Source organism: Rathayibacter sp. AY1A5, assembly GCF_002930875.1.
In the GTDB taxonomy this organism is placed as follows: Bacteria; Actinomycetota; Actinomycetes; order Actinomycetales; family Microbacteriaceae; genus Rathayibacter.
On sequence record NZ_PSTM01000006.1, the window covers coordinates 114,068 to 127,016 of the forward strand.

Consider the following 12,949-nt stretch of genomic DNA (forward strand, 5'->3'; position numbering starts at 1 on the left):
GATGGTCGCTGTGCCTCCTGCCCCCGCCCGCGACCGCGTCCTCGACGCGTTCGAGCAGCTCCTCATCGAGCAGGGCGAGCGCGCCGCGACCCTCGACGCCGTCGCCCGCGAGGCCGGAGTCTCCAAGGGCGGGCTGCTCTACCACTTCCCCTCGAAGGACACCCTCGTCGACGGGCTCCTGCAGCGCCTCGACGCGCGGCGGGAGGCGGACGTCGCGCAGAGCCTCGCCGCTCCCGAGGGCGTGGTCGCCTACCTGCTGCGCACCTCCTTCGCCGCCGACTCGGCCTTCGACCGCACGATCCTCGCCGTGTCGCGCATCGCGCAGGGGCACGACGAGCGCGCCAGCGGCGGCCTCGCGCGGATCCACGACAGCTGGAACGAGGTGGTCGCCGACGCCGTGGGCGACCCGCTCGTCGCCCGGGCGATCGTCCTGATGAGCGACGGGCTCTACTACAACTCCGCCCTGCTCCCCACGGGCTCGCAGTCGCGCGGCGAGGCCGAGGACGTCCTCGCGGTCGTCCAGCGCCTCCTCGGGAGCTGAGCCGCGCCGCCCCCGGCGTACCCGCTACAGCTCGACGACCCCGTCGATCAGGGTCACCGTCGCGCCGCCGATCCAGATCGCGCCGTCCGTGCTCTCGACGCGCACGCGCCCGGCTCGGCCCAGCGCCGCCCCCTGAGCGGCCGTGTAGCGCTCGGGCAGCACGCCGCTGCCGATCAGCCACTGGGCGATCCCCGCGTTGAGGCTCCCCGTCACCGGGTCCTCGGACACACCGGCGTCGGGGATGAACGCCCGCACCTCGACCGCGCACTCGCCTCCCGCCGGATGCTCGCCCACGACGCCGACGGGGAGCCCGGCGAGGAGAGCCTGGTCCGGCCGCAGCGCGAGGACCTGCTCCGCCGACGCGAGCCGCACGGCCAGCCAGCCGGGACCGTTGTCGACCCACTCGTGGTCGAGGATCTCCGCGCGCGGGATCCGCAGAGCCGCAGCCACCCGCTCGAGCGTCGCCTCGTCGACCGGTCCGGTCCGCCGGCGGGGCGGGGCGGCGAAGGCGATGCCCTCCTCCGTCACCCTCAGCCGGACGAGACCCGCGGCGCACTCCTGCACGAGCTCCCCCGCCGCGCGGGCCGTCCCTCCGGCCGCGAGCCAGGCGTGCGCGCTCCCGAGGGTCGGGTGCCCGGCGAAGGGCAGCTCCCCGCCCGGCGTGAAGATCCGCAGCCGGTAGTCGGCCGCGGGGTCGCTCGGGCGGAGGAGGAAGGTCGTCTCGGAGAGGTTCGTCCAGCGCGCGAACTCCGCCATCGCGGCGTCGCCCACGCCGTCGCCGTCGACGACGACCGCCACCGGGTTGCCCCGGAACGGCGCGGCGCCGAAGACGTCGACCTGAGCGAACCGCCGCGTGCTCACTGCTCGGTGATGTCGATCTCCTGCATGAGGTCGGCGTCGATCGCGACGCGGACCTTCTCGAGCAGGCCGTCAGGGGCGGGAGAGTCGATGGTGATCACCGAGAGCGCCTTGCCGCCCGCCTCGGTGCGCGCGATCTGCATGCCCGCGATGTTGACCGCGGCGTCGCCGAACTCGCGGCCGTAGACCGCGACGATCCCGGGGCGGTCGACGTAGCTCATGACGACGAGGTGCTTCGCGAGGGGGACCTCGACGTCGTAGCCGTTGATCGCCACGATCTTCTCGACCTGCTTGGTGCCGGTCAGCGTGCCCGAGACCGAGATCTGCGAGCCGTCCGAGAGCGCGCCGCGCAGCGTGATCACGTTGCGATACTCGTCCGAGACCGGCTCAGTGATCAGGCGCACCTCGATGCCGCGCTGCTCCGCGAGCACCGGCGCGTTGACGTAGGACACCGTCTCCGAGACCACGTTGGTGAACACGCCCTTGAGAGCCGCCAGCTTGAGGACCTTCACGTCGTAGCCGGCGAGCTCGCCGCGCACCTCGACGTCGATGGACGTGACCGGCGAGTCCGCGAGGCCCGAGAAGACCTGGCCGAGCTTCTCGACCAGCGGGATGCCGGGGCGCACGTACTCGTCGATCACGCCGCCGGCGACGTTCACGGCGTCCGGCACGAGCTCGCCCGAGAGCGCGAGGCGCACCGAGCGGGCGACCGAGACGCCGGCCTTCTCCTGCGCCTCGTCGGTCGAGGCTCCGAGGTGCGGAGTGACGACCACGTTCTCGAGGGCGAGCAGCGGCGATCCGGTCGGCGGCTCCTTGACGAACACGTCGAGCCCGGCGCCGGCGATGGTCTTCGCGACGAGCGCGCGGTGCAGCGCGTCCTCGTCGATGAGGCCGCCGCGGGCCACGTTCACGATGAACGCCGACGGCTTCATCAGCGCCAGCTGATCGTCCGAGATCATGCCCGTCGTCTCGGGGGTCCTCGGCATGTGGATCGTGATGAAGTCGCTCTCGGCCAGCAGCTCCTCCAGGGAGAGGAGCGTGACGCCGAGCTGCTGCGCGCGGGCGCTGGTCACGTAGGGGTCGTAGGCGACGACGTTCACGCCGAAGGCCTGCAGGCGCGCGGTGATCAGCGCGCCGATGCGGCCGAGGCCGATGATGCCGACGGTCTTCTCGTAGAGCTCGACGCCCGTGTACTTCGAGCGCTTCCAGAGGCCCTGCGCGAGCGCGCTGTGCGCGGCGGGGATGTGGCGGGCGAGGCTCAGGATGTGGCCGACGGTGAGCTCGGCGGCCGAGATGATGTTCGAGGTCGGCGCGTTCACGACCATGACGCCCGCAGCGGTCGCGGCGGTGATGTCGACGTTGTCCAGACCCACACCGGCGCGGGCGATCACCTGGAGCGAGGGGGCCGCGGCGATCGCCTCCGCGTCGACCTGCGTCGCGGAGCGCACGAGGATCGCGTGCGCCGTGGCGAGGGCCTCGAGCAGCGCCGGGCGGTCGGTGCCGTCCACGGAGCGGATCTCGAAGTCGGGACCGAGCGCGTCCACGGTGGCGGGCGAGAGTTCTTCGGCGATCAGGACGACCGGCTTTGTCACGAGAGGCGCTTCCTTCGGAGAGGGGACGGAGCGGGCACCGAGGCGGGGGCGTCGGCAGCCCCCCGTCACTGTAGCGGAGGGGTGCGCGCGCCCCGCGCCGTGTGACGCCGCCGGTCAGCTCAGCGAGACCAGGCTCTCGACGCCGAGGACGAGCTGCTCGTCGAGCGAGAGCGCCGCCGAGAGGCAGAGGGCCGCCGCGAGCAGTCCGACGCGCGCCGGGAGCCCCCGGCGGCGCCCGAGCAGGACGGCGGCGACGAAGCAGGCGACCGGCAGCACCAGGCCGAGCAGGAGCACCGCCCAGCCCGTCGGATTCAGGTCGGTGCCGAGGGAGGCCGCGTAGCTGCGCAGGCCGATCAGGTTGCCGACCGCCTCCCAGACGTCCCAGGCGAAGAAGAGCGCGAACACCACGGCGACGAGGACGGAGGCGGCCAGGCGCCGGCCGGGCCGGTCGCGCCGGCCGGTCCCGCCGAGGGTGGCCCGGGTCGAGTCGGTCATCAGGCCCCCTTCAGGAACGGCAGCGGAGCGAGGAGGACGAGTCCGGCGACCAGCCAGAGCACGCGGGTGCGCACCCGGGAGTCGCGGGTGGCGAGGAGCACCACGGCGAACCACACCGGCGGCGCCAGGACCGCCAGCCAGAGCCCGAGCGAGTAGAGGGCGCCGCCGAGCGCATCGCCCGCGAAGCCGGCCGCGGCGACCGGCGACTGCCGCGTCGCCGTGATCGCCCAGGCGATGGCGTACAGGAGGTAGAGGCCGGCCGCGATGCCCGCGGCGATCAGCAGAGCCGACGAAGACGCGGCCTCGTCGTCGGGGTCCTCGTCCTCGGAGTCGTCGTCGTCCGAGCCGTCGTCCGCCGGGCCCGCCCCCGCGACCGTGCGGGGCGTCCGGCGCACGCGCGCCGTCCCCGCGGCGAGCGTCGGGTCCGCGCCCTCGCCCGCCCACTCCAGGGCCTCGTCGTCGGCGTCGTCCTCCGGGCCGGCGTCCGGCCCGCGGTCCGCCGGCGGGGTCGCCGCGTCGTCGTCCTCCGGGGAGCGGCCCGGTCCACCATCGATCACCGCAACACCCTAGCCGCGCGCACCTCGCAGGAGGCTCGGAGCCCGCCGCCGCCTCCCCGACACCCGGCGGACACCCCGCGTCCTCCCCCGGGGGCGAGGCTGAGCGGATGGACGACCGCCGCCGCCGCTTCGTCGCCCTCGGCGACTCCTTCACGGAGGGGGTCGGCGACCCGCACCCGCGCCTGCCGAACGGGGTGCGCGGCTGGGCCGACCGCGTCGCCGAGCGCCTGGCGAAGGCCGAGCCGGGCTGGGAGTACGCGAACCTCGCCGTCCGCTCGAAGCGCCTCGCCCAGATCACCGAGGACCAGCTCGCGCCCGCCCTCGCACTCCGCCCCACCCTGATCACGCTGTACGCCGGCGGCAACGACATCCTCGACCTCGGCACCGACACCGTCGATCTGATCACCCGCTACGAAGCGCTCGTCGACGCGCTCGCGACCACCGGCGCCTCCCTCGTGCTCTTCACCGGCGTCGACATCCCGGGACTGCCCGCCCCGCGGATGTTCCTGCGCCGCAACCACCTCTACAACAGCGCCGTCCGCCGGATCGCCCGCGAGCGGGGCGCGATCCTCGTCGACTACTGGGCGATGCGGGAGTTCCACTCCCCCGTGCTCTGGTCGCCCGACCGGATGCACCTCTCCAAGCGCGGGCACCGCGTCCTGGCCGGCCGCGTGCTCGACGCGCTCGGCGTGCCGCACACGATCTCGACCGGGCCCTGGGACGCTCCCGAGCCGCTCCGCCTCCGCGCACGGCTGCGCGAGCAGCGCCGCTGGGCGGCCGACTGGGTCCTCCCCCTCGTCGGCCGCAAGCTGCGCCGGGTGACGCTCGGCGACCACCTCTCGCCCCGGTGGCCGGACCCCGTCCTCGTCCCGCCGAAGGGCGGTCTCCGCCGTCTCGTCCGCGAGCTCGAGCGGTAGTCGCGCCCCGGACGCGGAGGAGCCCCGGCCCGGCGAGGGGTCCCGGTGGACGGGTCCCTCGTCGGGCCGGGGCTCCCCCGGTCGACGCGGTGCGACTAGCGCGCGACGCTGCCGTCGGTGTAGTCCTCGTCGGTCTGCTTCCAGGCGAAGAGCTTGCGCAGCTCGCGGCCGGTCTCCTCGATCGGGTGCTTCTCGCCCTTGGCGCGCAGCTCCTGGAACTCGGGTCCGCCCGCGTCCTGGTCGCCGATGAAGCGCTTCGCGAAGGCGCCGCTCTGGATGTCGCCGAGGACGGCCTTCATGTTCTCCTTCACGCGCGGGTCGATGACGCGCGGGCCGGAGACGTAGTCGCCGTACTCGGCGGTGTCGGAGACGCTCCAGCGCTGCTTGGCGATGCCGCCCTCCCACATGAGGTCGACGATGAGCTTGAGCTCGTGCAGCACCTCGAAGTAGGCGATCTCGGGCTGGTAGCCGGCCTCGACGAGGGTCTCGAAGCCGTACTGGACGAGCTGCGAGGTGCCGCCGCAGAGCACGGCCTGCTCGCCGAACAGGTCGGTCTCGGTCTCCTCGGTGAAGGTGGTCTTGATGACGCCGGCGCGGGTGCCGCCGATGGCCTTCGCGTAGGACTTCGCGGTCTCCCAGGCGGTGCCGGTCGCGTCGTTCTCGACGGCGATGATGTCCGGGATGCCGCGGCCGGCGACGAACTCGCGGCGCACGGTGTGGCCGGGGGCCTTCGGCGCGATGAGGATGACGTCGACGCCCGCGGGCGCCTCGATGTAGCCGAAGCGGATGTTGAAGCCGTGCGCGAAGGCGAGGGTCTTGCCCTCGGTCAGCGCGGAGGCGATCTGCTCGCTGTAGATCGCGCGCTGGTGCTGGTCCGGCGCGAGGATCATGATCAGGTCGGCCCAGGCCGCGGCGTCGGCGACGCTCTTGACCTCGAAGCCGTCGTCCTCGGCCTTGGCGGTCGACTTCGACCCCTCCTTCAGCGCGATGACGACCTGGACGCCGGAGTCGCGGAGGTTCTGCGCGTGCGCGTGGCCCTGCGAGCCGTAGCCGACGATCGCGACCTTCTTGGACTGGATGATGGAGAGGTCGGCGTCGGCGTCGTAGATGAGCTCGGTCACGTGGTGAGTCCTTTTCTGTAGTGGAGAGTTCGCGGTCAGTTCTTGAAGACGCGCTCGGTGATCGACTTGGAGCCGCGCCCGATGGCGAGCAGGCCCGACTGCGCGATCTCCTTGATGCCGTAGGGCTCGATCACCCGCAGGAACGCGTTGGTCTTGCCGGTGTCGCCGGTGACCTCGATCACCAGGGCGTCGGTCGCGACGTCGACCACGCGGGCGCGGAAGAGCGTGACGGCCTCGAGCACCTGCGAGCGCGTGACGTTGTCGACGCGGACCTTGACGAGCAGATGCTCGCGCTGGACCGACTGGTCGGTGTCGAGCTCGACGATCTTGATCACGTTGACGAGCTTGTTGAGCTGCTTCGTGACCTGCTCGAGCGGCAGGTCCTCGACGTCCACGGCGACCGTGATGCGGGAGAGCCCGGCCAGCTCGGTCGGACCGACCGCCAGCGACTCGATGTTGAAGCCGCGGCGGGCGAACAGCCCGGCGACACGGGTGAGCAGTCCCGGCTTGTCCTCGACGAGCAGGGAGAGAACGTGGTGCGTCATGCGGGTCTACTCCTCGTCGTCCCAGGTCGGGCTGTGGTCTCGGGCGTACTGGACGTAGCTGTTGGACACGCCCTGCGGGACCATCGGCCAGACCATGGAGTCGCGGCTGACGACGAAGTCGATCACCACGGGCCGGTCGTTGGTGGCGATGGCGAGGCGGATGGCGTCGTCGATCTCCTCCGGCTTCGTGACGCGGATGCCGAGCGCGCCGTACGCGTCGGCGAGCTTCACGAAGTCGGGCACCCGGACGGTGTCGTGACCCGTGTTGAGGTCGGTGTTGGAGTAGCGGCCCTCGTAGAACAGGGTCTGCCACTGGCGCACCATGCCGAGCGAGGAGTTGTTGATCACCGCGACCTTGATCGGGATGTCGTTGATCGTGCAGGTGGCGAGCTCCTGATTGGTCATCTGGAAGCAGCCGTCGCCGTCGATCGCCCACACGGTGCGCTCGGGCTCGCCGACCTTGGCGCCCATCGCCGCGGGCACGGAGTAGCCCATGGTGCCGGCGCCGCCGGAGTTCAGCCACGAGTTGGGGCGCTCGTACTTGATGAACTGCGCCGCCCACATCTGGTGCTGGCCGACGCCGGAGGCGAAGACGCCCTCGGGGCCGGTGATCTCGCCGATGCGCTTGATGACGTACTGCGGCGAGAGCAGGCCGTCGTTCGGCTCGGTGTAGCCGAGCGGGAACTCCGTCTGCAGGCCCTTGAGGTAGCTCCACCACTCGGAGGTGTCGGCGCGGCCGTCGGCGGAGGCCTTGGCGAACGCGTCGGTGAGGTCCGGGAGGACGTCCTTCAGGTCGCCCACGATCGGCACGTCGGCGGTGCGGATCTTGGAGATCTCGGCCGGATCGATGTCGACGTGCACGACCTTGGCGTGGGGCGCGAAGAGCGCCGCCTTGCCGGTCACGCGGTCGTCGAAGCGCGAGCCCAGCGCGAGGATCAGGTCCGCCTCCTGCAGCGCGAGCACCGCGGGGACGGTGCCGTGCATGCCGGGCATGCCCAGGTGCTGCTCGTGCGAGTCCGGGAACGCTCCGCGCGCCATCAGCGTGGTCACCACGGGAGCGCCGCAGGCCTCGGCGAACGCCTTCAGCTCGGCGGCCGCGCGGGCGCGGATGATGCCGCCGCCCACGTAGAGCACCGGCTTCCTCGACTCGACCAGCAGCTGGGCCGCGGCCTGGATCTGCTTGCCGTGGGCCTTCGTGACCGGCCTGTATCCGGGCAGGTCGATCTTCGGCGGCCAGAGGAACGGCGCCTGGTCCTGCTGCGCGTCCTTCGTGATGTCGACCAGCACGGGGCCGGGGCGGCCGGTGGTGGCGATCAGCGCGGCGGAGGCGAGGGCCGAGGGGATGTCCTCGGGACGCGTCACGAGGATGGAGTGCTTCGTGATCGGCATCGTGATGCCGACGATGTCCGCCTCCTGGAACGCGTCGGTCCCCATGAGCGTCGAGAACACCTGGCCGGTGATCGCGAGCATCGGGACCGAGTCCATGTAGGCGTCCGCGATCGCGGTGACCAGGTTGGTCGCTCCGGGGCCCGAGGTCGCGATGCAGACGCCGAGCCTGCCGGTCGCCGAGGCGTAGCCCTCGGCGGCGTGGCCGGCGCCCTGCTCGTGGCGGACCAGGATGTGCCGGATCTTCGAGGAGTCCATCAGCGGGTCGTAGACCGGGAGGATCGCGCCGCCGGGCAGGCCGAAGACGTCCTCGATCCCGAGCATCTCGAGCGAGCGGACGACCGCCTGCGCTCCGGTGAGGACCTCGGCCGCGGGGGCGGCCCCGGGAGCGTGGGCGGGTCGGGGTGGCTGGGGCGTCGGTGCGGGCTGCACGGCGGACGGATCCGGAGTCATGCGGGTGTCGATTCCTTCAGGAGGTGGTGCGGCGGCGGGCAGAGCCGGAGGCGAGTGCCCGGGAACGCGAGTGCGCGGCCGGCCGGAGCGGGCCGGGTCACCCGGTGACGGCGCCCTCGGCTGCCGAGCGGACGAGCTTGGCGTACTTGGCGAGGACACCGCGGGTGTAGCGCGGAGGGAGAGGGGCCCAGCCTTCTCGGCGGGCGGCGAGCTCGGACTCGTCGACGAGTAGGTCGATCGAGCGAGCGGCGATGTCGACCCGAATCGGGTCTCCGTCGCGAACGAATGCGATGGGACCTGCGTCCACCGATTCGGGAGCTATGTGGCCGATGCACAGGCCGGTTGTGCCGCCTGAGAATCGTCCGTCCGTCAACAGTAGTACATCTTTTCCGAGCCCGGCCCCCTTGATGGCGGCGGTGATGGCGAGCATCTCGCGCATGCCGGGGCCGCCCTTGGGGCCCTCGTAGCGGATGACCACCACGTCGCCCTTCTCGATCCGGCCCTCGGTCAGAGCGTCCATCGCGGCGCGCTCGCGCTCGAACACGCGGGCCGGACCCTCGAAGACGGAGGCGTCGAAGCCGGCGGTCTTGACGACCGCGCCCTCGGGGGCGAGCGAGCCCTTGAGGATGGTGAGCCCGCCGGTCGCGTGGATCGGGTTGTCGAGGGTGCGGATGACCTCGCCGTCCAGCGGTGCGATGTCCATCGCGGCGAGGTTCTCGGCGACCGTCCTCCCGGTGACCGTCAGGCAGTCGCCGTGGAGCAGCCCGGCGTCCAGGAGCGCCTTCATCACGGCCGGGACGCCGCCGTGGCGGTCGACGTCGTTCATGACGTACTTACCGAAGGGCTTGAGGTCGCCGATGTGCGGGATCGTGTCGCCGATGCGGTTGAAGTCGTCGATCGTGAGGTCGACCTCGGCCTCGTTGGCGATCGCGAGCAGGTGCAGGATGACGTTGGTCGACCCGCCGAAGGCCATCGCCACCGCGATCGCGTTCTCGAACGCCTTCTTGGTGAGGATGTCGCGGGCCGTGGTGCCGTTGCGCAGCAGCTCGACGACGGCCTCGCCGGACTTGCGGGCGAAGTAGTCGCGGCGGCGGTCGGCGGCGGCGGGCGAGGCGGAGCCGGGCAGGCTCATGCCGAGCGCCTCGGCCACGCTGGCCATGGTGTTGGCGGTGTACATGCCGCCGCAGGATCCCTCGCCCGGGGCGAAGGCGCACTCGATGCGCTTGGCGTCCTCCTCGGACATGATCCCGGCCTTGACGCCGCCGACGGCCTCGAAGGAGTCGATGATCGTGATGTCCTTCTCGGTGCCGTCCGAGAGCTTGACCCAGCCCGGGGCGATCGAGCCGGCGTAGACGAACACGGCGGCGAGGTCGAGGCGGGCCGCGGCCATCAGCATGCCGGGCAGCGACTTGTCGCAGCCGGCCAGCATGACGGTGCCGTCCAGGCGCTCGGCCATCATCACGGTCTCGACGGAGTCGGCGATGACCTCGCGGGAGACGAGCGAGAAGTGCATGCCCTCGTGGCCCATCGAGATGCCGTCCGAGACGGAGATGGTGCCGAACTGGAGCGGGTAGCCGCCGCCGGAGTGCACGCCCTCCTTCGCGGAGCGCGCGAGGCGCTCGAGCGAGAGGTTGCAGGGGGTGATCTCGTTCCACGAGGACGCGATGCCGATCTGGGGCTTCTCCCAGTCGTCATCGCCCATCCCGACCGCCCGCAGCATCCCGCGCGACGTCGTGGCCTCGATGCCGTCCGTGACGGTGCGCGAGCGGGGCTTCCAATCGATTTCCGGCATGCGATGAGGCTACCGCCTCGCGCGCGGTGCCCCTGCTCGCCGGGCGGACCCGGACCGGCCCGCGCACCCGTTCCTGCCCCGGCCTCCGGCAGCGGCACCGGATGCGGACGTCCTCGCGGATCTCCGACTCGTCGCGAACGGCCGCTCCCCGCGTCGGCGGACGGCCGTCCTCGGCGAGTCGGCGATCCGGGACCCGCTGGCGCTGACCGCCGGAAGGGGGCTGCTACTCCGCGCGCAGGTCGGCGAGCAGCCGGAGTGCGTGCGCGACCTGCTCGGGACCGCGGACCCGGTAGGAGGCCGCGGTGGTGCCCTCGCCGCTCTTGATGCCGACGTCGCCGGAGCCGAGGACCGCGAAGGCGTCCTCGTCCGTCACGTCGTCGCCCGCGTAGAGCACGGCGGTCGCGCCGGTGTAGCGGCGGAGGTGCTGCACGGCCTCGCCCTTGGTGGTCGAGCGGACCGAGAACTCCAGGACGTTCTTGCCCTCGCGGACGGTGACCCCCTGCACCTCGGCGCGCGCCTCGGAGAGGGCGACGACGTGGGCGACGCGGCTGTGGCGCTCGGTCGCGAGGCGGGTGTGCAGGGCGAAGCCGGCCGGCTTGTCCTCGATCCAGACGTTGTCGATCCCGCGGGCGATGCCCTTCAGGACGTCCTCGAGCACTCCCACCTTCTCGAGCTCGTCGTCGTCGAGCCGGACCGCGTCCTCCTCGGGGTCGAGGCGGATCTCGATGCCGTGGGAGCCGACCAGCAGCGCCTCGTCCGGCAGCTGCGAGACCTCCTCCAGGCTCCCGAGCGCCCGGCCGGAGACCAGCGCGACCCGGGTGCCGGGGAGGGCGAGGAGCCGCAGCACGGCCTCGCGCGCCTCGGGGAGCGCCCGCGCGCGGGCGGGGTCGTCGACCTCGGGCGCGAGGGTGCCGTCGAAGTCGAGGGCCACCAGGAGCCGGTCGGCCGCGGCGAGCTCCCGCAGCGCCGCCGCGAGCCGCTCGGGCACTCCCTCGCTCATCGCGCGCCGCCGTCGAGCTCGCGGTCGTCGGCGGCCTCCCGCTCGAGCTCGGCCGCCTGTCCGTGGGCCGCGTCGTCGCGGTGCTCGGCCTCCTGGCCGTGCGGCGCCTCCTGCCCGCGGGCGGCGGGCCGCACGTCGAGCTGCTGGCCGGCCGCGTGCTCCGCGAGAGCGGAGAGGAACGACTCGGACCAGCGCGCCACGTCGTTCTCGAGCACGCGGCGACGGAGCGCGCGCATGCGCCGGGTGCGCTCGACGCGCGGCATCCGCGCCGAGGCCTCCATCGCGTCCTTCAGCCCCGAGATGTCGTGCGGGTTCACCTGCACGGCCTGCTTGAGCTCGTCGGCCGCTCCGGCGAACTCGCTCAGCACGAGCACGCCGTCGTTGTCGAAGCGGGACGCGACGTACTCCTTCGCGACGAGGTTCATCCCGTCGCGCAGCGCCGTGACGAGCATGACGTCGGCGGCGAGGTAGAGCGCCACCATCTCCTCGCGCGGGTAGCCGTGATGGAGGTAGCTGATCGCCGGGTGCCCGAGCGTGCTGTAGTCGCCGTTGATCCGGCCGACCTGCAGCTCGATGTCGTCGCGCAGCTGCCGGTAGGTGTCCACGCGCTCGCGGCTCGGGCTCGCGACCTGCACCAGCACCGCGTCCTCGGAGGTGAGGCGGCCGTCCGCCAGGAGCTCGCCGAAGGCCTTCAGGCGGTGGCCGATCCCCTTGGTGTAGTCGAGCCGGTCGACGCCGAGCATGATCGTCGCGGGGTTGCCCAGCTCGGCGCGGATCTCGGCGGCGCGGGCCTGGATCTCGGGGGTGCGCGCCATCGCCTCGAACGACGCGGAGTCGATCGAGATCGGGAAGTGCCGGGCGACGACCGGGCGCACGCTCGCCCCGCGCCGCGAGCGGTTGACGCGGCGGGTGCCGCCGACGGCCTCCTCCTCGACCGGGACCTCGACGACCGTGCTGCGGGTGTCGTAGCCGAGCAGGCGCCGGACCGCGCGGAGGAAGCTGCCCGCGTCTCCCTGGCGCTGGAAGCCGATCACGTCGGCGCCGAGCAGGCCCTCGACGATCTGCCGGCGCCACGGGAGCTGCGCGAAGATCCCGTAGGGCGGGAACGGGATGTGGTTGAAGAAGCCGATCGTGACGTCGGGCCGGAGCTCCCGCAGCATCTTGGGCACGAGCTGGAGCTGGTAGTCCTGCACCCAGACCACGCCGTCCTCCTCCGTCACGGCCGCGGCCGCCTCGGCGAAGCGCTGGTTGACCCGCACGTAGGCGTCCCACCAGTCGCGGTGGTAGGTCGGGGGCGCGATCACGTCGTGGTAGAGCGGCCACAGCGTGTCGTTCGAGAAGCCCTCGTAGTAGTCCTCGAGCTCCTGCGCGCTGAGGGCGACGGGGACGATCTGCACGCCGTTGTCGACGAACGGGGCGACCTCCTCGTCGGCCACGCCGGGCCAGCCGACCCAGGCGCCCTCGTTCGCACGCATCACGGGCTCGAGCGCGGTGACCAGCCCGCCGGGCGAGGTCTTCCAGGAGGCGGTGCCGTCCTCGGCCACGACGCGGTCCACGGGGAGGCGGTTCGAGACGACCACGAACGCGTTGCGCTCGGTTCCTCCCGAGGTCCCGGCGTCGGTCCTGTCAGCGGCGGAGGAGGCGGAGGCGGAGTGCGGAGGAATGGTGGTCCCTTTTCGTCGGTCGAGCCGT

At 72.4% G+C, this 12,949-nt stretch carries 12 protein-coding genes; 2 read left to right on the plus strand and 10 right to left on the minus strand.

Annotated elements, in window-relative coordinates; all coding sequences use genetic code 11:
* The first annotated feature begins 1 nt into the window (after window position 1).
* Window positions 2-541, plus strand: a complete 540-nt coding sequence (locus C5B98_RS05865; protein ID WP_219814430.1) for a TetR/AcrR family transcriptional regulator — start codon at window positions 2-4, stop codon at window positions 539-541.
* A gap of 24 nt (window positions 542-565) precedes the next feature.
* Here the strand turns inward: C5B98_RS05865 and C5B98_RS05870 are convergent, their stop codons facing one another.
* The 4 genes from C5B98_RS05870 to C5B98_RS05885 all read right to left on the minus strand — a co-directional run bounded on the left by C5B98_RS05870 (window position 566) and on the right by C5B98_RS05885 (window position 4,043).
* A complete protein-coding gene (locus C5B98_RS05870; RefSeq protein ID WP_104268716.1) occupies window positions 566-1,402 on the minus strand; it encodes a PhzF family phenazine biosynthesis protein in 837 nt (278 codons plus the stop codon).
* Window positions 1,399-2,991, minus strand: a complete 1,593-nt coding sequence (gene serA, locus C5B98_RS05875; RefSeq protein WP_104223535.1) for a phosphoglycerate dehydrogenase — start codon at window positions 2,989-2,991, stop codon at window positions 1,399-1,401. Before serA ends, C5B98_RS05870 begins: the two co-directional genes overlap by 4 nt.
* Window positions 2,992-3,105: 114 nt before the next feature.
* Window positions 3,106-3,486: a hypothetical protein gene (locus tag C5B98_RS05880; RefSeq protein WP_104327448.1), complete on the minus strand. Its 381-nt coding sequence runs from the start codon at window positions 3,484-3,486 to the stop codon at window positions 3,106-3,108.
* On the minus strand, window positions 3,486-4,043 hold the full coding sequence (locus tag C5B98_RS05885; RefSeq protein WP_104327449.1) for a hypothetical protein: 558 nt from the start codon (window positions 4,041-4,043) through the stop codon (window positions 3,486-3,488). The genes C5B98_RS05880 and C5B98_RS05885 overlap by 1 nt, the downstream gene beginning before the upstream one ends.
* Window positions 4,044-4,150: 107 nt before the next feature.
* Between C5B98_RS05885 and C5B98_RS05890 the strand changes: the two genes are divergently transcribed.
* A complete protein-coding gene (locus tag C5B98_RS05890) occupies window positions 4,151-4,960 on the plus strand; it encodes an SGNH/GDSL hydrolase family protein (RefSeq protein WP_104292018.1) in 810 nt (269 codons plus the stop codon).
* A 95-nt stretch (window positions 4,961-5,055) separates the two neighbouring features.
* Here C5B98_RS05890 and ilvC read toward each other — a convergent pair whose 3' ends face one another.
* From ilvC to C5B98_RS05920, 6 genes are all read right to left on the minus strand, one after another.
* The gene (ilvC, locus tag C5B98_RS05895) at window positions 5,056-6,081 is read right to left on the minus strand and encodes a ketol-acid reductoisomerase (protein ID WP_104223539.1); all 1,026 of its coding nucleotides are present in this window, start codon (window positions 6,079-6,081) and stop codon (window positions 5,056-5,058) included.
* 35 nt (window positions 6,082-6,116) lie between these two features.
* Entirely contained in the window at window positions 6,117-6,626 is a 510-nt protein-coding gene (gene ilvN / locus C5B98_RS05900) for an acetolactate synthase small subunit (protein WP_104223540.1), read from the minus strand.
* Window positions 6,627-6,632: 6 nt separating this feature from the next.
* On the minus strand, window positions 6,633-8,465 hold the full coding sequence (locus C5B98_RS05905; RefSeq protein ID WP_104226247.1) for an acetolactate synthase large subunit: 1,833 nt from the start codon (window positions 8,463-8,465) through the stop codon (window positions 6,633-6,635).
* Window positions 8,466-8,562: 97 nt separating this feature from the next.
* The gene (ilvD, locus tag C5B98_RS05910) at window positions 8,563-10,257 is read right to left on the minus strand and encodes a dihydroxy-acid dehydratase (RefSeq protein ID WP_104250142.1); all 1,695 of its coding nucleotides are present in this window, start codon (window positions 10,255-10,257) and stop codon (window positions 8,563-8,565) included.
* A gap of 223 nt (window positions 10,258-10,480) precedes the next feature.
* On the minus strand, window positions 10,481-11,257 hold the full coding sequence (gene otsB, locus C5B98_RS05915; protein WP_104226245.1) for a trehalose-phosphatase: 777 nt from the start codon (window positions 11,255-11,257) through the stop codon (window positions 10,481-10,483).
* On the minus strand, window positions 11,254-12,837 hold the full coding sequence (locus tag C5B98_RS05920) for a trehalose-6-phosphate synthase (protein ID WP_104250140.1): 1,584 nt from the start codon (window positions 12,835-12,837) through the stop codon (window positions 11,254-11,256). The genes otsB and C5B98_RS05920 overlap by 4 nt, the downstream gene beginning before the upstream one ends.
* Window positions 12,838-12,949: the final 112 nt, after the last annotated feature.